Annotated in this window: 23 protein-coding genes; 14 read left to right on the forward strand and 9 right to left on the reverse strand. The window is 67.4% G+C overall.

Annotated elements, in window-relative coordinates:
• Positions 1 to 19 precede the first annotated feature (19 nt).
• A complete protein-coding gene (locus ACYUME_RS11605) occupies positions 20 to 751 on the forward strand; it encodes an SDR family oxidoreductase (RefSeq protein WP_460418957.1) in 732 nt (243 codons plus the stop codon).
• Positions 752 to 778: 27 nt separating this feature from the next.
• Positions 779 to 1,378 carry a 2-hydroxychromene-2-carboxylate isomerase gene (locus ACYUME_RS11610; protein WP_279887624.1) on the forward strand — a complete coding sequence of 200 codons (600 nt, stop codon included), beginning with the start codon at positions 779 to 781 and terminating at the stop codon, positions 1,376 to 1,378.
• Positions 1,379 to 1,400: 22 nt separating this feature from the next.
• On the opposite strand, the gene ACYUME_RS11615 is transcribed toward ACYUME_RS11610, so the two are convergent.
• The 5 genes from ACYUME_RS11615 to ACYUME_RS11635 all read right to left on the reverse strand — a co-directional run bounded on the left by ACYUME_RS11615 (position 1,401) and on the right by ACYUME_RS11635 (position 5,179).
• A complete protein-coding gene (locus tag ACYUME_RS11615) occupies positions 1,401 to 1,688 on the reverse strand; it encodes a DUF7693 family protein (RefSeq protein WP_279887623.1) in 288 nt (95 codons plus the stop codon).
• Between the two features lie 4 nt (positions 1,689 to 1,692).
• A complete protein-coding gene (locus ACYUME_RS11620; RefSeq protein ID WP_279887622.1) occupies positions 1,693 to 2,238 on the reverse strand; it encodes a cupin domain-containing protein in 546 nt (181 codons plus the stop codon).
• An 80-nt stretch (positions 2,239 to 2,318) separates the two neighbouring features.
• Positions 2,319 to 3,524, reverse strand: coding sequence for an MFS transporter (locus ACYUME_RS11625; protein ID WP_279887621.1), 1,206 nt, complete (start codon positions 3,522 to 3,524; stop codon positions 2,319 to 2,321).
• A 78-nt stretch (positions 3,525 to 3,602) separates the two neighbouring features.
• The gene (locus ACYUME_RS11630; RefSeq protein WP_460418958.1) at positions 3,603 to 4,136 is read right to left on the reverse strand and encodes a cytochrome b; all 534 of its coding nucleotides are present in this window, start codon (positions 4,134 to 4,136) and stop codon (positions 3,603 to 3,605) included.
• Entirely contained in the window at positions 4,133 to 5,179 is a 1,047-nt protein-coding gene (locus tag ACYUME_RS11635) for a catalase family peroxidase (RefSeq protein ID WP_460418959.1), read from the reverse strand. The genes ACYUME_RS11630 and ACYUME_RS11635 overlap by 4 nt, the downstream gene beginning before the upstream one ends.
• A gap of 132 nt (positions 5,180 to 5,311) precedes the next feature.
• Here ACYUME_RS11635 and ACYUME_RS11640 point away from each other — a divergent pair, with 132 nt between their 5' ends.
• Both ACYUME_RS11640 and ACYUME_RS11645 read left to right on the forward strand, forming a co-directional pair.
• Positions 5,312 to 5,830 carry a sigma-70 family RNA polymerase sigma factor gene (locus ACYUME_RS11640; RefSeq protein WP_460418960.1) on the forward strand — a complete coding sequence of 173 codons (519 nt, stop codon included), beginning with the start codon at positions 5,312 to 5,314 and terminating at the stop codon, positions 5,828 to 5,830.
• Entirely contained in the window at positions 5,827 to 6,579 is a 753-nt protein-coding gene (locus ACYUME_RS11645; protein ID WP_460418961.1) for an anti-sigma factor family protein, read from the forward strand. The genes ACYUME_RS11640 and ACYUME_RS11645 overlap by 4 nt, the downstream gene beginning before the upstream one ends.
• A gap of 59 nt (positions 6,580 to 6,638) precedes the next feature.
• On the opposite strand, the gene ACYUME_RS11650 is transcribed toward ACYUME_RS11645, so the two are convergent.
• Positions 6,639 to 6,812 carry a hypothetical protein gene (locus ACYUME_RS11650; RefSeq protein WP_279887616.1) on the reverse strand — a complete coding sequence of 58 codons (174 nt, stop codon included), beginning with the start codon at positions 6,810 to 6,812 and terminating at the stop codon, positions 6,639 to 6,641.
• A 192-nt stretch (positions 6,813 to 7,004) separates the two neighbouring features.
• Between ACYUME_RS11650 and ACYUME_RS11655 the strand changes: the two genes are divergently transcribed.
• The 8 genes from ACYUME_RS11655 (at position 7,005) to ACYUME_RS11690 (ending at position 16,211) form a co-directional block, all read left to right on the forward strand.
• Positions 7,005 to 8,027 (forward strand): LacI family DNA-binding transcriptional regulator, encoded by a 1,023-nt coding sequence (locus ACYUME_RS11655; protein ID WP_460418962.1) that lies wholly within the window; start codon positions 7,005 to 7,007, stop codon positions 8,025 to 8,027.
• 72 nt (positions 8,028 to 8,099) lie between these two features.
• Positions 8,100 to 8,870 (forward strand): sugar phosphate isomerase/epimerase family protein, encoded by a 771-nt coding sequence (locus tag ACYUME_RS11660; RefSeq protein ID WP_460418963.1) that lies wholly within the window; start codon positions 8,100 to 8,102, stop codon positions 8,868 to 8,870.
• Complete coding sequence (locus ACYUME_RS11665) at positions 8,863 to 9,822, forward strand: sugar kinase (protein ID WP_279887613.1); 960 nt, start codon at positions 8,863 to 8,865, stop codon at positions 9,820 to 9,822. The genes ACYUME_RS11660 and ACYUME_RS11665 overlap by 8 nt, the downstream gene beginning before the upstream one ends.
• 56 nt (positions 9,823 to 9,878) lie before the next feature.
• Positions 9,879 to 11,156, forward strand: coding sequence for an MFS transporter (locus ACYUME_RS11670; protein WP_279887612.1), 1,278 nt, complete (start codon positions 9,879 to 9,881; stop codon positions 11,154 to 11,156).
• A 10-nt stretch (positions 11,157 to 11,166) separates the two neighbouring features.
• Complete coding sequence (locus ACYUME_RS11675) at positions 11,167 to 12,153, forward strand: 2-hydroxyacid dehydrogenase (RefSeq protein ID WP_460418964.1); 987 nt, start codon at positions 11,167 to 11,169, stop codon at positions 12,151 to 12,153.
• A 195-nt stretch (positions 12,154 to 12,348) separates the two neighbouring features.
• On the forward strand, positions 12,349 to 13,095 hold the full coding sequence (locus ACYUME_RS11680; protein WP_460418965.1) for a gluconate 2-dehydrogenase subunit 3 family protein: 747 nt from the start codon (positions 12,349 to 12,351) through the stop codon (positions 13,093 to 13,095).
• 3 nt (positions 13,096 to 13,098) lie between these two features.
• Positions 13,099 to 14,886 (forward strand): GMC family oxidoreductase, encoded by a 1,788-nt coding sequence (locus ACYUME_RS11685; protein ID WP_460418966.1) that lies wholly within the window; start codon positions 13,099 to 13,101, stop codon positions 14,884 to 14,886.
• Positions 14,887 to 14,897: 11 nt separating this feature from the next.
• Complete coding sequence (locus tag ACYUME_RS11690) at positions 14,898 to 16,211, forward strand: cytochrome c (protein ID WP_460418967.1); 1,314 nt, start codon at positions 14,898 to 14,900, stop codon at positions 16,209 to 16,211.
• 139 nt (positions 16,212 to 16,350) lie between these two features.
• Here ACYUME_RS11690 and ACYUME_RS11695 read toward each other — a convergent pair whose 3' ends face one another.
• The 3 genes from ACYUME_RS11695 to ACYUME_RS11705 all read right to left on the reverse strand — a co-directional run bounded on the left by ACYUME_RS11695 (position 16,351) and on the right by ACYUME_RS11705 (position 18,285).
• Positions 16,351 to 16,680, reverse strand: coding sequence for a hypothetical protein (locus tag ACYUME_RS11695; protein ID WP_460418968.1), 330 nt, complete (start codon positions 16,678 to 16,680; stop codon positions 16,351 to 16,353).
• Positions 16,681 to 16,754: 74 nt separating this feature from the next.
• Positions 16,755 to 17,405, reverse strand: coding sequence for a DUF998 domain-containing protein (locus tag ACYUME_RS11700; protein WP_460418969.1), 651 nt, complete (start codon positions 17,403 to 17,405; stop codon positions 16,755 to 16,757).
• Between the two features lie 64 nt (positions 17,406 to 17,469).
• The gene (locus ACYUME_RS11705; RefSeq protein WP_460418970.1) at positions 17,470 to 18,285 is read right to left on the reverse strand and encodes a sulfite exporter TauE/SafE family protein; all 816 of its coding nucleotides are present in this window, start codon (positions 18,283 to 18,285) and stop codon (positions 17,470 to 17,472) included.
• A gap of 111 nt (positions 18,286 to 18,396) precedes the next feature.
• Here ACYUME_RS11705 and ACYUME_RS11710 point away from each other — a divergent pair, with 111 nt between their 5' ends.
• Together ACYUME_RS11710 and ACYUME_RS11715 are read left to right on the forward strand one after the other, a co-directional pair.
• Positions 18,397 to 19,185 (forward strand): AraC family transcriptional regulator, encoded by a 789-nt coding sequence (locus ACYUME_RS11710; protein ID WP_460418971.1) that lies wholly within the window; start codon positions 18,397 to 18,399, stop codon positions 19,183 to 19,185.
• 57 nt (positions 19,186 to 19,242) lie between these two features.
• On the forward strand, positions 19,243 to 19,992 hold the full coding sequence (locus ACYUME_RS11715) for a FadR/GntR family transcriptional regulator (RefSeq protein ID WP_279887603.1): 750 nt from the start codon (positions 19,243 to 19,245) through the stop codon (positions 19,990 to 19,992).
• Positions 19,993 to 20,079 lie beyond the last annotated feature (87 nt).

Genomic DNA, 20,079 nt, shown 5'->3' on the forward strand with positions numbered 1-20,079 from the left:
TTCATCAATGGAGCGGTCCATGGCAGAACAACAAAAGGTCGTGCTGGTGATCGGTGCGGGCGACGCCACCGGTGGCGAGATCGCCAAGCGCTTCGCCCGCGAGGGCTATATCGCCTGTGTGACGCGGCGCGAGGCGCAGAAGCTGCAACCACTGCTCGACGAGATCCGCGCCGAGGGCGGTCAGGCCCATGGCTTCGGTTCCGATGCGCGCAAGGAAGAGCAGGTGGCCGAGCTGGTGGAAACCATCGAGCGCGATATCGGCCCGATCGAGGCTTTCGTCTTCAACATCGGCGCCAACGTCCCTTGCAGCATTCTCGAGGAGACGCCGCGCAAGTACTTCAAAATCTGGGAAATGGCCTGTTTCGCCGGGTTCCTCACGGCCCAGGCGGTCGCCCGGCGCATGGTGACCCGCGCGCGTGGCACCATCCTCTTCACCGGGGCCACCGCCGGTACCCGTGGCGCGGCCGGCTTCGCCGCCTTCGCCGGGGCCAAGCATGGCCTGCGCGCCCTGGCCCAGAGCATGGCGCGGGAACTGGGGCCGCGGAACATCCATGTCGGCCATGTGGTGGTCGATGGCGCCATCGACACCGCGTTCATCCGCGACAGCTTCCCCGAACGCTATGCGCTCAAGGATCAGGACGGCATCCTCGACCCCGCGCACATTGCCGACAGCTACTGGTTCCTGCATGCCCAGCCACGGGATGCCTGGACCTTCGAACTGGACCTGCGCCCGTGGATGGAGCGCTGGTAAGTCTCACCCTCATACAAGGAGCGAATCATGAACAAGACCGTCGAGTTCTTCCTGGACCTGGGCAGCCCCGCCACTTACCTGGCCTCGACCCAGCTACCCGCCCTATGCGCGCGTCACGGGGCGCGGTTGGTGTACAAACCGATCCTGCTGGGCGGGGTGTTCCAGGCCACCGGCAATGCTTCGCCGGTGATGGTGCCGGCCAAGGGGCGCTATATGCGCATCGACCTCAAGCGCTATGCCGATCGCTATCGCGTGCCCCTGACCCTGCCGCCAGGGTTTCCGGTCAACACCCTGAACCTGATGCGCGGGCTGATCGGCGTCCAGTTGTTTGCCGAAGAGCGGTTCGAGGCGTTGTTGAAGGTGCTGTTCGAAGGGTTGTTCGTGCACGGGCGCAATCTGGGAGACCCTGCGTTGCTGGGTGAAACCCTGGCTGCGGGTGGTTTCGAGGCCGAGGTGTTCCAGGCGCTGGCCGCCCGGCCCGAGGTCAAGGACGCCTTGCGCAAAGCTACCGAGGAGGCGGTCGAACGTGGTGTGTTCGGGGCGCCGACGTTCTTTGTCGACGGGCAGATGTTCTTCGGCCAGGACCGGCTGGATTTTGTCGAGCAAGCACTGGCTCGACAGGCATGACCGGGAGACGCCAGGGCGTGCCTCAGGCCAGCAGCCGCTCTATTTGTCCGCGTTCCCAGATGCTCAGATGATCGACCGGATTGGTGCCGTAACGGTGCCAGTCGTCCAGCGTGCCCCGGCGTCCATCTGGGCATTGGCAGTGGCTGCAGTGGGCCAGGCCTTCGCCGTCCAGCACCAGGGTCAAGCGCCAGCCGTCGACCAGCACCTCGACCTGCCCGCCGGCCAGGCGGGCGACCGTCACCAGCGGCCGCACGCCAAGGGCGGCGTCACGCAGGCACTGGTACGCCTCGCGACTGGAGACGTCGGGCATGGGATCAGAAATTCGCCGGGGTGTTGGCGCTGATGATCTCGGCCTCATCGGGGCCGATGTTCTTGAAAGTGTGGGGCAGCGTAGTGGGGATGTAGTAACCATCGCCCGCGTTGAGCACGCTGACCTGGCCATCGACCCACAGCTCCATGGTGCCCCGGGTGACCAGGCCGCATTCCTCGCCTTCGGCATGCACGATCGGCTCGCCGGAGTCGGCGCCCGGCGCGTACAGCTCGCGCAGCATGCGCATCTGCCGGCCTTCGACACTGGCGCCGATCAGCAGCATGCGCAGGCCGTTGCGCCCCAGGTCGGGCTGCTCGCCGCCGCGGAACACGTAGCGTTCCTCGCGCACGGGCTCGTCAAAGCTGAAGAATTCCGCCAGGGACATGGGAATCCCTTCGAGCAGTTTCTTGAGGGAACTGACCGAAGGGCTGACCCGGTTCTGCTCGATCTGCGAGATCGTCGAATTGGTCAGGCCGCTGCGGCGGGCCAGTTCCCGTTGGGAGAGGTTGTTGCGTTCACGCACCAGCTTGAGTCGTGTCCCCGTGTCCATAGCCGCCTTGTTTGCAGAGGTGTCAAAAATAATGGGCGACGCATTAAAGCACACTCTGCACAGGTTGCGCGCTGTAGCTCTCAGTGCCGCTGGTCAGCGGGCGCCGGCCACAGGCCGACCACCAGCAACAGGGCGCCCACGGCCAGGAACGGCAAGCGTGGGTCGAGGGCATAGACCAGGGTCCCGGCCAGCGGCCCGACCACCGCGCCCATGCCCTGGGCCGCGCCGATGGAGCCGGCCGTGGCGCCTTGCTCGGAGGCGTGCATGGCGTTGGCCGCCAAGGCGGAAAACGCCGGGAACACGAAGCCCATGCCGAACGCGGCGACGAAGAACGCGCCCCACAGCCAGGGCGCGCTGGTGGCCAGGGCGGCAGCGGCGAAGCCCAGCCCCGAGACACTGGCGCCGACGCGGATCATCTTCAGCGGCGGCCATTCGAGCCGGCGCAGGAACACCTGGGCCAGCATCAGCGCCACACCCACGGTGGTCAGGGCGATGCCGGCGGCCTGGGCGGCGGCGGTCGACTCCAGATGCAGGCGGTCGATGGCGAAGAAGCCGACGGCGATCTGCGACACGGTCACGCTGAGCATGGCGCTGAAGGCCACCAGCAGGGGCCGGCGCAGGCGCGGGTCGGACAGTCGCACCGGGTTCGGCGCGTGCGCCTGGGCCAAGGGCTGTGGCTTGAGCTTGAACAGCAGCACGACGAAGGCCGTGGCCGGCAGCAGCGACATCGCATAGAACGGCATGCTCAGGCTGTAGCGCGACAGCAGCGCGGCCACCGCTGGGCCGAGCACCAGGCCGACGGCGTTGGCGGCGCCCAGCGAGGCCATGGCCCGGGCCCGGCGCTGGGGTTCGATGTGGTCGGCGATCAGCGCGTTGCCGCCCACCGGCAGCGCGGCATAGAAGGCGCCGATCATGCCCCGCGCCAGCATCAGCCCGAAGAAGGCCAGGGTCGCGCCTGGCAGCCAGCGCAGCGCGCCATCGATGAACAGGCACAACAGCCAGTAGGCCAGGGTGAAACCACCGCTGCCCAGCAGCAGCACGCGGCGTCGGCCATAGCGGTCGGCCAGGCGCCCCCAGGGCCGCGCGAGCAGGACCCAGACCACGCCGGCCACGGTCACCGCCGCGCCGGCCTGCCAGGTGGCCATGCCCAGCAGGCGGGCGATCGGGCCGATCAGGGCGACGAAGGCCATCATCGACATGGTGCAGGCCATGTTGACCAGCATCAGTGGACGCAGGTCCAGGGTGCTGGCCGGGGTGAAGGTGGCAGGGTCCTTTGCGACGTTCATGGGGCAGTCCAGGGCAGTTCGACGAAATGAGCGACGATGTTAGTAATAATTATTTACATTTGTCGACCCCGGCAGTGCTCATTCACTGCGGCGCAACGGGCCTGGCCACATGCTACGCAAGACGCCGTCGCGGCGCACCAGTGCGTGCATCAGGGCCGCGCCCAGATGCGCCAGCACCGTGGCGAACAACAGGTAGCCCAGCCAGCCGTGGGCCTGGCGCAGCACGGCGTACAGCGCCAGGTCGTGGGGGGCGATGGCGGGCAGTTGCAAGGGGCGCGGGTAGCCACCGGCCGAGAGCATGGCCCAGCCGAGCAGCGGCATGGCCAGCATCAGGCCGTACAGCAGCAGGTGCGAGGCGCCGGCGGCCAGCCGCTGCAGGCGTGGCAGGTCGGCGGGCAGCGCTGGATGCGCCAGGCTCAGGCGCAGGGCGATGCGCACGAGCACCAGCGCCAGCAGGGCCAGGCCGGTGGCCTTGTGCAGCTCGACCAGCAGCGGATGGCGGGGTGACAGGTCGCCGACCATGGCCACGCCGATGAACAGCATGGCCAGGATCAGCACGGCCATCAGCCAGTGCAGCAGCCGGGCCAGGGGGTGGAAGGCGGTGGCGGTCATGGGCGGGCTCCTTCGGTCAGGGTTTCGTGGCTGCGGCGATTGAAGGACACCGAGTAGGCGGCCGAGCGGGCGGCGAGGATCGGGTCGGCGGAGGGTTCGATGCCATGGGGCAGGATCAATGGATCGAAGTTGAGGTCGCGGCAGGCGCCTTGCTCGGGGCCGTCGACCCGTTCCAGCACCAGGGTGCCGGCGTCGATGCTGGGTCGCCCGGCCGGCCAGGGGCGGGCCGGATCGTCCACCGGATCGCCCGCTTCGGCCAGGGTCAGGCGCAAGGTCCAGCGCAGCGGGCCCTGGGCCAGGCGCTGTTGCAGGTCGTGTTGAAGGAACTGCTTGTCATCGATCTGGGCGGGCAGGGCGGCGAACGGCGTTTGCGGCTCCAGGGTCCAGCGCACCGGCTGGGCCTTGCCGTCGGCATCGATAAGGCGAAAGGCGTTGATGCTGTTGTAGGCGGTGCTGGCGAAACTGTCGCTGGCCTTGTAGCTGGCCGCCCACTGGCGAAACGCCGCGCTCTCCGGGTGGCGGGCGAAGAACGCTTGCAGTTTCGCCGGGTCCGGCTTGCCGGTGGCCGGATCGGGCGCCCCCGCCAGCACCTGCTCGTAGAATGCCTCGGGCGTGCTCACCGCCAGCACTGGCGGGTTGTTCATGCCGGTGCGCCAGACCTGCCCGTCATCGCTGCTCAACTGGATGGCCAGGCTGCGCACTGGTATGGCGGTGTCCGGGGCGAACGGGTTGGCGCCGCCGATGGCGAAACGACCGATCACCGGCACGTGGGCCTGGCTGAAGACCCGGGCGCTGGACAGCGACGCGGCCTGCCCACTGCCCTGGAAGTAACCGCTGACGCACAGGCCCTTGGCATGGTTCTTCCGATAACCGGGGTGATGCCCGGCCTGGGCCTCGAAGGTGTCGATGATGCGCTGCGGGGTCAGCCGTGGCGCGCCGATCCAGCCGGCGGCATAGGCGAAGCCCGCGCCCAGGGCGGCGAGGGTGGCGCCGATGGCGGCCAAGCGCAGGGCCTTGGCGCAGCCGTGCAGGGGAGTGGTCATGGGGACGCTCCGGTCAGGTGGAATGAGCCGGTACGACGGGGTGGCAAACGATTTATTCCCACCGGGGAATAGATTTCGTGCCGGGCCGTCTGCCCATTACACTGACAGCCCGATGGGGCCCGGAATCCGACCATGCACGATCTGGACGACCAACAATGGCGCGAGCTGCTGCAACGCCTGCGCCGCTTCGCCCTGTGGCTCACCCGTGAGCCCGGCAGCGCCGACGACCTGGTCCAGGCCACCGCCGAGCGGGCGCTGAGCCGGCGTGGCCAGCAGCGCGACGCCGACAGCCTGCGGCCCTGGCTGTTCACCATCCTTTATCGCTTGTTTCTCGACGGCAAACGGCGTGAGCGCCTGCACGCGCGCTGGCTGGGTTGGTTCGGTCGGGCGCAGGCCGAGGAGCCGGTCGGTGGCGAGGTCGAGAGCATCGTCCAGGCCCAGGTCGACCTGCAGGCCTTCGCTCGCTTGTCGGCCGAGCAGCGCGCGCTGCTGTTGCTGGTCAGCGTCGAGGGCTTGAGCTACAAGGAAGCGGCGCAAACCCTGGGCATTCCCATCGGCACGGTGATGTCGCGCCTGTCGCGTGCCCGTGCCACCCTGCGAGACCTGACCGAAGGCCACCCGACGCCCCCGGCCCTGCGGAGACTGAAATGACGCGCCTGATTCCCACCGAGCACGAGCTGCATGCCTATGTCGACGAGCGGCTGGAGCCTGCGCGCCGCGCCGAAGTCGAGGCATGGCTGGCCGCCAATCCGCAGCAGGCGGCGCGGATCGAGGCATGGCGCAGCGATGCCCGGCGCCTGCGCGCGGCGCTGGCGGACTTTGGCGAACGGCCCAGCGACCCGCAGCTCGACCTTGCCCCGCTGCGGCGCCAGTTGCGTCAGCGTCGCCAGCGCCGCCTGGCTTCGGCGGCCGTGCTGCTGGTCGCCCTGGGCCTTGGCGGGCTGGGTGGCTGGCAGGCGCGGGAGGCGACCCTGGTGGCCGGCAACCTGCCGATGGCCGATGCGGTGCAGGCGCACCGTCTGTTCGCCGAGGCGACCTCGCTGGATATCCAGGCCAGCGACCCGGCGCGCCTGCAGGCCTGGCTCGGGCGTCACTTCAATCGCGTGGGACAGTTGCCGGACCTGGCCAGCTACGGTTTTCAGCCGGTGGGCGCCAGGCTGCTGAGCAACGAGGCGGGGCCGGCGGCGCTGCTGGTGTTCCAGGACCGCCAGGGACAGCGCATCAGCCTGTTCCTGCGCTCGCCCGGCGAGCATTTCGAGCGCATGCCCACTGGGCAGCGCACCGATGGCCAGTTGCAGGCCCGCTACTGGTCCCACGGCGACTACAACTTCGCGCTGGTCAGCGCGGCGGACGATAGTCGTGGCGAGCAGGTGCGCCGGGCGCTGGGCGTCAGCCTGTAAGCAGGTCGAGCAGATGCTGGTGACAGCGGCTGCTCAGGCCCCCGGGAAGATGCGCCGTGCTATGCCGTGAATTGCGACTCGCCGGCCTCGGGTTGCGCCTGGCTGTCCTGGCGGACATCGAGGTAGACGGCACCTGCGCACAAACCGACCAAGCCCAGGCTGGCCAGCACGATGTCACCCAGCACCATGCCGATGATCAGTAGCAGCAAACTGAGGCGAAACAGTGTGGTCATGACCTTCTCCCAGGCAGCGCCGGACAATCCCTGGGCCTTACCATAACGCTCTGGCTGCGGCGGTGCAGCACCCTGGCCGTTCATTCACCTGCTTTGGCAGAACGGGCGTCACTTGACGCCCCGCAGCATCCCTGATTTCATTGAAACCGTTTTCATCAACCCTGCACGAAGGCAAACAAGAAGGGCACAGGGGTGGACAAAGCAGCAGCTCCCGCACGCGCACGGGTCACCATCAGCGAGGTCGCCAAGGCGGCAGGCGTCTCCAAGGCAACGGTTTCGCGCTTCATGGGCGAGGACCGGCAACTGCTCGCCGAAGCGACCGCCCAGCGCATCGAGGCGGTGGTCGAACGCCTCGGCTATCGTCCCAACCGCATGGCCAGCGCGCTCAAGCGCGGCCGCACGGGGTTGATCGGGATGCTGTTGGCGGACATTCGCAACCCCTATTCCATCGCGGTGATGCACGGCGTCGAGATGGCCTGCCGCCAGCATGGCTACAGCCTGGTGGTGTGCAACACCGATCGCGACGACGACCAGGAGCGCAGCCATCTGCAGGCCCTGCAGTCGTACAACGTCGATGGGCTGATCGTGAACACCCTGGGCCATCGCGCCGATGAGCTGGCCAACCTGGCCCGCGAACTGCCGATGGTGCTGGTCGACCGGCAGTTGGCCGGGCTGGCGGTCGACCTGGTGGGCCTGGACAACGGCGACGCCGTCGAGCAGGCACTCGACCACCTGGTGCTTGGCGGCTATCGCGACATCCTGGCCGTGACCGAGCCGCTCGACGGCACCAGCTCCCGCCAGGAGCGCGTCGATGCCTTCCAGGCCTCCATCGCCCGCCGCAGGGGCGTGCGTGGGCAAGTGCTGGAGGTGGGCGCACGGCTGCACGAGCAGCTTTCCGGCTTCATCGCCGGGGCAGGGCACGGCCCGCAGGCGCTGTTCACCTGCAACGGCGTCGCCACCCTCGAAGTGGTGCGCGCGCTGCACGCGCGAGGCGGGGCGCTGTGCCAGGACGTCGGCCTGCTCGCGCTCGACGAGCTGGACTGGTACCCCTTGGTGGGCAGTGGCATCAGCGCGTTGGCCCAGCCCACCGAACGTATCGGTGCCGCGGCGTTCCAGTGCCTGCTGGAGCGCCTGCAAGGCAACCATTCGCCGGCTCGACGCCTGGATTTGCGCGCCGAGCTGATCGCGCGAGGTTCTACCCGATTGCAACGATGACCGCGTTCGGAACGCGGTTCGGCTTGGCTGAAAATGAAACCGGTTTCATCTACAACAACAAGGATCACCGCGATGCGTACGCACACTGTCTCAATCAGCTTGTCGAGTTTCGGCGCCGATGCCGTGAGGCGCCATGGCCAGGCCAGCTACCTGCCATTGCTGGCCGCTGCCGGTGCACAGCGGGTGGAATGGCGCGAGGAACTGTTCGACACCGTGCCCGATGCCGCCACCCTGGCCAGCCTGGCCGCTGAGCATGGCTTGCAGAGCCTGTATTCCTCGCCGCTGGAGCTATGGCGCGAGGATGGCAGCCTGGAACCGGCCATCGCCCAGCGTCTGCGCCTGGCGGACGCAATCGGCGCGGTGGCCCTGAAGGTATCGCTGGGGCACTACCAGGACGGCTGCGACCTGCAGGCCCTGGCGCCGTTGTTGCAGCACAAGGCGGCGCTGTATGTGGAAAACGACCAGACGAACCACGGCGGTCGCCTGCAGACCCTGGCGCGATTCTTCCGCGAGGCGCAGGAACAGGGCGTGGCGCCGAGCATGACCTTCGACATCGGCAACTGGTACTGGCACGACGAGTCGCCGCTGTTGGCCGCGCAATTGCTGGGCCGCTGGGTGCGCTACGTGCACTGCAAGGCGGTGGCGCGACGTGCCGACGGGCGACTGGTGGCGGTGCCGCCGCAGGACCTCGACCTGGCGCAGTGGCGCGAGCTGATGACGCATTTCGCCCCCGACCTGCCGCGCGCCATCGAGTACCCGCTGGTCGCTGAAGACCTGCTGGCATTCACGGCGCAACAGGTCGCGCAACTGGCGCAGCTGGAAGGGCAGGTGTGCCATGGCTGAGCGTGACGTGCTGTGCTTCGGTGAAACCATGGCCATGTTCGTGGCGGCGCAGCCGGGCGACCTGGCCACCGTCGAAGGCTTCGGCAAACGCATTGCCGGCGCCGACAGCAACGTGGCCATCGGCTTGGCGCGCCTGGGCTTGCGCGTGCAGTGGCTGAGCCGGGTCGGCAACGACTCGCTCGGTGCCTTCGTGCTCGACACCCTGCGCCAGGAAGGCCTGGACTGCTCGAGCGTCGAGATCGATGCCGAGCACCCCACGGGCTTTCAGCTCAAGGAGCGCTGCGATGATGGTCGCGACCCCAGGGTCGAGTACTTCCGCCGTGGCTCGGCAGCCAGCCGGCTGTCACCCGCGCAACTACGGCCCGCCTTGCTGCAGGCCCGGCACCTGCATGCCACCGGTATCCCGCCGGCGCTGTCGAGCGGTTGCCGCGACCTCTGCCATCAACTGCTCGACGGCATGCGCGCCAATGGCCGGAGCATTTCCTTCGATCCCAACCTGCGGCCTTCGCTGTGGCCGGATCGCCAGACCATGGTGCGCGAGATCAATGCCCTGGCGGCCAAGGCCGACTGGGTGCTGCCGGGACTGGAGGAAGGTCGCCTGCTGACCGGTCGCCAGTCGCCGCAGGCCATCGCCGAGTTCTATCTGGAGCAGGGTGTGCGCTGCGTGGCCATCAAGCTCGGCGCCGAAGGTGCCTACTGGCGCGATGCCCACGGCGAGCACGGCGTGGTCCCCGGCCAGCCGGTGGCGCAAGTGGTGGATACCGTGGGCGCGGGCGATGCCTTCGCCGTCGGCGTCATCAGCGCCTTGCTCGAAGGCCTGCCGCTGCGTGGCGCGGTGGCCCGTGGCAACTGGTGCGGCAGCCGCGCGGTGCAGAGCCGGGGCGACATGGAAGGCCTGCCGCAACGCCATGAGCTGGATCGTCACGAAAACGCTGCGCTCAACCTCCGTTGAACCGCCGGCCCGTCCGGCACCTGATGTGACAAAAACAACAAGACCAGGAGAACCCCATGCAGATCGACCGACTCGCCCCCAGACGCTGGTGGTACATCATGCCCATCGTCTTCATCACCTACAGCCTGGCCTACCTCGACCGGGCCAACTACGGCTTCGCCGCGGCCTCGGGCATGGCCGACGACCTGAAGATCACCCCGGCGCTGTCGTCGCTGCTCGGTGCGCTGTTCTTCCTTGGCTATTTCTTCTTCCAGGTGCCGGGCGCGATCTATGCGCAGAAGCGCAGCGTCAAGAAGCTCATCTTCGCCAGCCTGATCCTCTGGGGCGGGCTGGCCACGCTGACCGGAGTGGTGTACGACATCTATCTGCTGATCGTCATCCGCTTCCTGCTGGGCGTGGTCGAGGCGGCGGTGATGCCAGCCATGCTCATCTACCTCTGCCATTGGTTCACCCGCGCCGAGCGCTCGCGGGCCAACACCTTCCTGATCCTCGGCAACCCGGTGACCATCCTGTGGATGTCGGTGGTCTCGGGCTACCTGGTGCAGCAGTTCGACTGGCGCTGGATGTTCATCATCGAGGGCGCGCCGGCGATCCTCTGGGCGTTCATCTGGTGGCGCCTGGTGGATGATCGCCCGGAGCAGGCCAAGTGGCTGGAAGCCCGGGAAAAGCAAGCGCTGCGCGAGGCGCTGGATGCCGAGCAACAGGGCATCAAGCCGGTGAAGAACTACCGTGAGGCGTTTCGCTCGCCGACGGTGATCATCCTGTCGCTGCAGTACTTCTGCTGGAGCATCGGCGTGTACGGTTTCGTCCTCTGGCTGCCGTCGATCCTCAAGCAGGCGGCGGCGCTGGATATCGTCACGGCCGGCTGGCTGTCGGCGGTACCCTATCTCGGCGCGGTGGTGGCCATGCTCGGGGTGTCCTGGGCTTCGGACCGGCTGCAGAAGCGCAAGCGCTTCGTCTGGCCGCCGCTTTTGATCGCCGCGCTGGCGTTCTACGGCTCCTACAGCCTTGGCACCGAGCACTTCTGGTGGTCCTACGCCTTGCTGGTGATCGCCGGCGCTTGCATGTACGCGCCTTACGGACCGTTCTTCGCCATCGTGCCCGAACTGCTGCCGGCCAACGTCGCCGGTGGCGCCATGGCGCTGATCAACAGCATGGGCGCGCTGGGTTCGTTCTCCGGCTCCTGGCTGGTGGGCTACCTCAACGGCGTGACCGGCGGCCCCGGAGCGTCCTACCTGTTCATGTGCGGCGCGCTGCTGGCGGCCGTGGCCCTGACCGCTGTCCTCAACCCTTTGCAACAGGCGCGCCGGCAATGCCTGGCGCCCAGCCGATAGGTATCGCGCAATGAAAAAACGCATCGTGCTCTACAAACGCCTGTCCGATGAGCTCATGGCCCGCTTGCAGGCGCATGCCGAGGTGACCCTGGTCGAGGCGCCCAGCGCCGATGGCCTGGCTCGCCTGCGCGCGGCGCTGCCGGGTGCCCATGGGCTGCTCGGCGCCAGCCTGCGCCTGGATGCCTCTCTGCTCGACCTGGCGCCGCAGCTGGAGGTGGTCTCCAGCGTCTCGGTCGGCGTCGACAACTACGACATCGACGCCCTTGACCAGCGTGGCGTGCTGCTGACCAACACCCCCGACGTGCTCACCGAGACCACCGCCGACACCGGCTTCGCCCTGATCCTGGCCTGTGCCCGGCGCGTGGTGGAGCTCGATGGCTGGATCCGTGCCGGCCACTGGCGGGCGGGGATCGGGCCGGCGCAGTTCGGCTGCGATGTGCAGGGCAAGACCCTGGGCATCGTCGGCATGGGACGTATCGGCGAAGCCCTGGCCCGCCGTGCCCATGCTGGTTTCGGCATGCGCGTGCTGTACCACACCCGCCAGCCGCGGCCCGAGGTGGAGGCGCGCTTCGCGGCCAGCCACCGCAGCCTGGAGGCATTGCTGGCCGAGTCGGATTTCGTCTGCCTGTGCCTGCCATTGACCGCCGAGACCGAGAACCTGATCGGGCAGGCGCAACTGGCGCTGATGAAGCCCTCGGCGATCCTGGTGAACATCTCCCGTGGCCGGGTGCTGGACGAGTCGGCGCTGCTGCATGCCCTGGCCGAGCGGCGCATTCGCGGCGCCGGGTTGGATGTATTCGTGCAGGAGCCCTTGCCGGCCGATTCGCCGCTGCTGCAACTGGACAACCTGGTGGTGACGCCGCACATCGGTTCGGCCACGGTGGAAACCCGCGAGGCCATGGCCCGCTGCGCGGTGGACAACCTGCTGGCCGCGCTGGCCGGCGAGCGACCGCAGAACCTGGTCAATCCCGACGCCTGGTCGCGGCGAAAAAAATGAACCCGGCCAGCCGTTCGCTTGCCCCATGTTTGCCATAACAACAGCCTTTGCCTGATTGCAAATCCCAGGGTCGCGGCGCGACCCTTGCGCGGGATGAGTCCGCCGCTGCGAGACAGCGCTATCTCGACCCTGGGATCTCGATTGGTGAAAAGGGCGACGACTTCCGTATGACCTGATCAACAGAGAGACATCCTCATGTCCAAGGACCAACCCGCCTCCGTGCAACCGGCGCGCCGGGCGTTCCTGCGCCAATCCCTGACCCTGATCCCGGTGGCGACCCTCGCCAGCTCGGGGCTGGGCAGCGCAGTGCTCGCCGACAGCGCCACCCCGGCACCCGCCGAACCGGCCCGACCGGCCCCGGCGCGTGCCTACCAGCCAAGCTTCTTCACCCAGGAGGAGTGGGCCTTCATCGGCGCCGCCGTGGCCGTGCTGATCCCCACCGATGCCCTCGGCCCCGGTGCGGCCGATGCCGGCGTACCCGAGTTCATCGACCGTCAGCTCAACACCCGCTACGGCAGCGGTGGGCTGTGGTACATGCAGGGGCCATTCCGCCCCGACGCGCCCAGCGAGCTGGGCTACCAGCTCAAGCTCAGCCCCCAGGAGATCTACCGGTTGGGCATTGCCGAAACCGACGCCTGGTGCCAGGCGCAGTTCGGCAAGGTGTTCGCCCAGCTCGGCCTTGAACAACAGCAGCAGGTGCTCGAGGCCCTGGACGGCGGTAAGCCAGACTTTGCCTCGGTGCCGGCGGCCACCTTCCTCGGCATGCTCTGGCTCAACACCCGAGAAGGCTTCTTCAGCGATCCCCTGCACGGTGGCAACCAGGGGCTGGCCGGCTGGAAGCTGGTCGGCTTCCCCGGCGCCCGTGCCGACTTCATGGACTGGGTGGAGCGCGACGAGCGCTATCCCTTCCCACCAGTGTCGATCAGCGGCGAGCGAGGTTGAGCCATGAGCCAAGTGATGAAGAAAGTCGATGTGGTCATCGTCGGGTTCGGCTGGGCCGGGGCGATCATGGCCAAGGAGCTGACCGAGGCCGGGCTGCAGGTGCTGGCCCTGGAGCGCGGCCCGGCCCGCGACACCTACCCGGACGGTGTCTACCCGCAGACCATGGACGAGCTGACCTACAACTCGCGCAAGAAGCTGTTCATGGACATCTCCCGCGAGACCGTGACCTTGCGCCACAGCGTCAACGACGTGGCCGTGCCGTATCGCCAGTTCGGCGCCTTCCTGCCCGGCACCGGCACGGGCGGGGCGGGGCTGCATTGGTCGGGCGTGCATTTTCGCGTCGACCCGGTGGAGCTGCGCCTGCGCAGCCACTATGAGGAGCGCTACGGCAAGCGGTTCATTCCCGAGGGCATGACCATCCAGGACTTCGGCGTCAGCTATGAAGAGCTGGAGCCGTACTTCGACTTCGCCGAGAAGGTCTTCGGCACCTCCGGCACGGCCTGGTCGATCAATGGCCAGGTGGTGGGCCGTGGCAAGGGCGGCAACCCGTTCGCCGCCGACCGCTCCAGCGACTTCCCGCTGGTGGCGCAGAAGAACACGGTGTCGGCGCAGCTGTTCGAGAAGGCTGCCTGCGACGTCGGTTATCACCCCTACAACCTGCCATCGGCCAACACTTCCGGGCCGTACACCAACCCCTACGGCGCGCAGATGGGGCCGTGCAACTTCTGCGGCTACTGCAGTGGCTATGCCTGCTACATGTACTCCAAGGCCTCGCCCAACGTGAACATCCTCCCGGCCCTGCGCCAGGTGCCGAACTTCGAGCTGCGCAACAACGCCCATGTGCTACGGGTCAACCTGAGCGCGGACAAGCGCCTGGCCACCGGCGTGACCTATGTCGACAGCCAGGGCCGCGAGGTGCAGCAGCCCGCCGACCTGGTGATCCTCGGCGCCTTCCAGTACAACAACGTGCGCCTGATGCTGCTCTCGGGCATCGGCAAACCCTACGATCCGGTCAGCAACGAAGGGGTGGTCGGGCGCAACTTCGCCTACCAGAACATCTCCACCGTGACCGCGTTCTTCGACCGTGACAGCCACCACACCAACCCCTTCATCGGCGCCGGTGGCAATGGCGTGGCGGTGGACGACTTCAACGCCGACAACTTCGACCATGGCCCGCACGGCTTCGTCGGCGGCTCGCCGTTCTGGGTCAACCAGGCCGGGGCCAAGCCCATTTCCGGGACCAAGGTGCCGCCGGGCACGGCGAAGTGGGGCAGTGGCTGGAAGGCCGCGGTGGCCGACAGCTACCGACACATGCTGTCGATGGACGCCCATGGCGCGCACCAGTCCTACCGTGACAACTACCTGGACCTGGACCCGGTGTACAAGGACGCCTACGGCCTGCCTTTGCTGCGCATGACCTTCGACTGGAAGGACAACGACGTGAAGATGAACCGCTTCATGGTCGAGCGCATGGGCAAGATCGCCGAAGCCATGGGGCCCAAGGCGATCAGCGTGGGGCAAAAGGCGTTCGGCCAGCACTTCGACGCGTCCACCTACCAGACCACCCACCTCAATGGCGGCGCGATCATGGGGACCGACCCGAAAACCAGCGCGCTCAACCGCTACCTGCAATGCTGGGACGTGCACAACGTGTTCGTGCCCGGCGCCTCGGCCTTCCCGCAGGGCCTGGGCTACAACCCCACCGGGCTGGTGGCGGCGCTGACCTATTGGTCGGCGCGGGCGATCCGCGAGCGTTACCTGAAGAATCCTGGCCCACTGGTGCAGGCATGAGGAAGGCCAACATGAAGACATTGCTCATCGCCATGCTCGGCCTGGGTGCCAGCACGTTGCTGCAAGCCGCCGAAACGGTGGATCCGGCGCAGGTCAAACAGGGCGAATACCTGGCCCGGGCGGGCGACTGCGTGGCCTGCCACACTGCCAAGGGCGGCAAGCCGTTCGCCGGTGGGCTGCCCATGGAGACACCCATCGGCACCCTGTATTCGACCAATATCACCCCTCATGCGACCGGCATCGGCCAGTACAGCTACGAGGACTTCGAGCGCGCGGTGCGCCAAGGCATCGGCAAGGACGGTGGCACGCTGTACCCGGCCATGCCGTATCCGTCCTATGCGCGGGTCAGCGATCAGGACATGCGGGCGCTGTACGCCTACTTCATGCACGGTGTGCAACCGGTGGAGCAGCGCAACAAGGATAGTGACATTCCCTGGCCGTTGAGCATGCGCTGGCCGCTGGCGTTCTGGCGCGGGCTGTTCGCGCCGCCGGTGCGGCCGTTCGAGGCTGCCGGGCGCGACCCGGTGGTGGCGCGTGGCGCCTACCTGGTCGAGGGCCTGGGCCACTGCGGCGCCTGCCATACGCCACGGGCGTTGACCATGCAGGAAAAAGCCCTGGATGCCGGCGATGGCGAATCCTTCCTGGCCGGCAGCGCACCATTGGAAGGCTGGATCGCCAAGAGCCTGCGCGGCGACCACAAGGATGGCCTGGGCAGTTGGGACGAGGCGCAGATCGTCGCCTTCCTGAAAACCGGACGCAACGAGCGCACGGCGGTATTCGGCGGCATGAGCGACGTGGTCGAGCACAGCATGCAGTACATGAGCGACGCCGACCTGACGGCCATTGCCCGCTACCTCAAGAGCTTGCCGCCGGTGAACCCGGACGACCAGCCGTTCCAGGAGGATCGCACGGTCGCCGAAGCGCTGTGGCGGGGCAACGACGGCAAGACCGGCGCGGCGCTCTACGTCGACAACTGCGGGGCCTGCCACCGTACCGACGGCAAGGGCTATGCCCGGGTGTTCCCGGCGCTGGCCGGCAACCCGGTGGTGCAGGGGGCGGACGCCACTTCGCTGATTCATATCGTGCTGGAGGGGGCGACCCTGCCGGCCACGGCGACGGCGCCTTCGACGTTCAGCATGCCGGGATTCGGCTGGCGGTTGTCGGATCAGCAGGTGGCGGACGTGGTCAACTTCATTCGCGGCAGCTGGGGTAACCAGGCGGCAGCGGTGGATGCGCGGCAGGTGGCTGCGTTGCGCAAGGTGGCGCCGATGCCGCTCAAGGCCGAGTCGCTGATTGGCGATACCACGGGTATTGCAGAGCCCTGATCGAGTTGCAGGGGGCGTGGGAGCGTCGTTCGTTCGCTCCCACGCTACTGCCTGAGTGATAGTGCAATCTCGAAATCACGTTGAACTTTCTTTATAAAAAATTTAATTAACTTCTATAACTTATTGTTTTTAATGAAAATTATCTTTTTGATAGTGCGTGCTGAGCACATTGCTCGTAGTACGTCTGCTTGATCGCTGTCGGCTGCAATCGCGAGCGGCTGTTGTACGTCTGCTCGGTAATCCCGAACGCCGTCATGCGCATCCATGGCTTGGCGAACTTGCGCACCTGCAGCTTCTTGCGCGTGGCATACAACGTTACTCCGGAGAGCTTGGCCTGCTGCGCCTCGGCAGCGATCTGCGCGCCCCAGCCGCAGACCTGGCGATCGTTCTGGCTCAGGGGCCGGGCTTGGGCCGCGAAGGTGACGGCGGCCAGCAGGCAGCCGGCCACGGTTGCTAGAATTACCCGCATATTGCTGTCCTAAGCATCTGAAGGAAAACGAAGTTTGCCTTCGCTTTCCGTGCTTGGGGGCCAGCAATTTGCCGTCAGGCGATGGCCATTCGCAGGTCGCCGTGCTGGCGCGTGCGCAGCGATTGCGCGGCCAGGGTCGCTATCCACAGCACGCAGATGCCGTAGTTCAGGCGCTGGTACAGACCGAACAGTTCACCGCTCTGTGCCGCCTTCGCCATCAGTACCACGGTGACCACCGACAGCACGGCGCACAGCAGTGACCAGCCGGCCAGCCTCGCGGAGCGCGCCAGGCGTTTGCCCAGCCCGATCCACACCACGCAGGCCAACGTCAGCGAAAGAAACATCAGCAGGCCGCTGAGGTTGTGCATCTGTTGCGAGAAGGATGGCGCCACTGGCGCGCAGCCGCTGTCGCAGGGGAACCAGCCGGTTCCCAGGCTGCCCAGCCCGTGCAACAGCACCAGCAGTGCGCTGAACCGCGCCCACCCCGACTGCCGCCAGCGTCGCGCCAGGCCCCAGGCGAACAAGGCGAACAGCAGCGCCAGGGGGAAGTTGTTGATCCAGGGCGACAGCCCATGAGTGGGCGCATCGACCGCGCCGAGCTGGCTCATGGCCTGTTGCAGGTGGTCGTAGCCGGGGTAGGCCATGGCGGTCAGGGCAACCCCCAGTAGCAGCCAGAGCGGAATCAGCAGGCCGCTGGCGAGCAGCAGGCGATCGAACGTCTTCATGCAGTTGCCTTCCTTGGTGAGTGCAGGGCGCAGCCTACAGCGTTGCCATGGCTATTCGCCAGTCTCAGCCACCATTGACCAGCATCACCACCAGTACGCAGGCCAGCAGCGCCAGGTAGGCCCGGGCATGCACGCTGTCGGGAATGCGCCCCAGCAGTGGCGCGCCCAGGTGCATGCCGAGCCAGGCGCCCACAGCCATCACCAAGGCTGCGCGCAGGTCGATGAAGCCGAGTATGCCCGGGCCAAGGTCGAGCCGACTGGCTGGCACCACGGCATAGACCAGCGTGGCGGCCAGCGCCATGGGCAATGACAACGGGTTGGCCATGGCGGTGGCGGCACGCATGCTGGCGCCGCGGCGGCGCATCAGCGGCACGGTCATGACGCTGCCGCCCACGCCGAGCAGCGCCGCCAGTGCGCCGATGGGCAGGCCGATCAGGCGTGTGCCGGCATTGCCCGGTGCGTCCAGGCGCTGTTCGCCTGCGCGCAGGAAGCCCGGACGCAGCCAGGCGTCCAGCAGGCTCAGCAGCAGGTAGGCGATGAACAGCCAGCGCAGCCAGGCGCTGGCCACGTACGGCGCTGCCCAGGCGCCAAGCAGCGCGCCCATGGCAATGGCCGGCGCCAGTGGACGCACCAGGTCCCAGCGCAGGCTGCCGGCGCGGTGATGACGCCAGGTGGCCAGGGCGCTGCTGAAGATCATCAGCGTGGCGGAGGTGGCCACGGCGATCTGCATCGCATGCTGCGCCACCGCCGTACCCGCGCCATGGCTGGCCAGCAGCAGGGCATACAGCAGCGGCACGGCGAAGAAGCCGCCACCGAAGCCGAACAGCAGGGTGGTGATGCCGGCGCACAGGCCGAACAGGCCGAGCAGGGGATAGAACATGGTGGTTTGACCTCGGGCCAGGGGGAGGTCCTGCAGCGTAGGGGGATGCCCCTTGGCTGGCATTCGCGAGTTGGCCAATAATCATCGCATTTCGGCCAGAGCCCAGCCGCCATGCGCAATATGCCGTTGTCCCAGGTCGATGCCACGCCGCGCGCGGTATTGGCCATCGCCACCGATTACCCGCCCGATACCCTGCTGCCCAGGCACGTCCATCGCCGGGCGCAGTTCCTGTATGGGATGAGCGGCCTGATGGAGGTGCTGACGGACGATGGCGCCTGGGTCATTCCGCCCGGCAGCGGGGTGTGGATTCCGCCCGGCAAGCCGCATCAGGTGCGCATGCGCGGCGTCAGCACACGCAGCCTGTACATCGAGCCGAGCGCGGTGCCCAGGCCGGGCGACGCGTGCGAGGCATTGCGGGTCGGGCCATTGCTGCATCAGCTGCTGCTGGCCAGCGCCGAGGTGCCTGCCTTGCATGACGAGTCAGGGCGCGATGGCCTGTTGCTGGGGCTTGTCCTGCACGAGCTGGGCAATGCCGAGCGCCTGCCGTTGTTCGCGCCGATGCCGAGCGAGCCGCGGCTGGCCAGTCTATGCCAGGCCTTCCTGGCGCAACCGCTGGTGCATGCCAGGGCCGAGTCCTGGGCGCGGCGTTTGAACTGGAGCCCGCGCACGTTCAGCCGGCGCTTTCGCGAACAGACCGGGTTGTCGTTCGGCCAGTGGCGCCAGCAGGCCTGCCTGATGGCGGCGGTGACCCGGCTGGCGGCGGGCGAGGCGGTGACCCGCATCGCCCTGGACCTGGGCTATGAAAGCCCCAGCGCGTTTTCCAGCCTGTACCGGCGGGTCATGGGCCAGCCTCCGTCAGCTGCGCGCCAGACACATGAAAACCCCGGCGCACGTGTGTGATCGTACAACCGCTTGCGCTATCATCACGCCTGTCTTTCACAACCAGACATACAGGGCATGACAGAGCAGCAGGTACAGGCACGGACCCGGCGCAAGCCGCGCAGTCTGGCCCAGGAACTGGTCACGGTGCTGACCGAACGCATCCGCGCAGGCCAGCTCAAGCGCGGCGACAAGCTGCCCACCGAGTCGCAGATCATGGCCGAGGAGGGCGTCAGTCGCACCGTGGTGCGCGAGGCCATCTCGCGGCTGCAGGCCGCAGGCCAGGTCGAGACTCGCCACGGCATCGGCACCTTCGTGCTGGACGCGCCGAGCACCGGGGGCTTCAGGATCGACCCGGCGACCATCGTCACCCTGCGCGAGGTGCTGGCGGTGCTGGAGCTGCGCATCGCCCTGGAGATCGAAGCCGCCGGCCTGGCCGCCCAGCGCCGCAGCGATGAGGAGCTGGCCGGCATGCGCGCCGCGCTGGATGAGCTCAACGAAGGAGCGGCCCATGCCTCGGATGCCGTGTCGGCGGACTTCCAGTTTCACCTGCGCATCGCCCAGGCCAGTGGCAACCACTATTTCGCCGACATCATCAACCACCTGGGCACCAGCATCATCCCGCGCACCCGGCTCAATTCGGCGCGCCTGGCCCATGACGACCAGGCGCACTACATGAGCCGGCTGATGCATGAGCACGAGGCGATCTACGAGGCCATCGCCCGAGGTGACAGCGAAGGCGCGAAGATGGCCATGCGCATGCACCTGAGCAACAGCCGCGAGCGCTTGCGCCAGGCCCATCAAGAGGCCGAGGCGCAGGGCGTCTGATCGGTAATGGCCTCTTCGCGGGTAAACCCGCTCCCACAGGTTCTTCACCCTGTGGGAGCGGGTTTACCCGCGAAGAGGCCGAGATAG

It is taken from the genome of Pseudomonas sp. microsymbiont 2, from assembly GCF_054788395.1.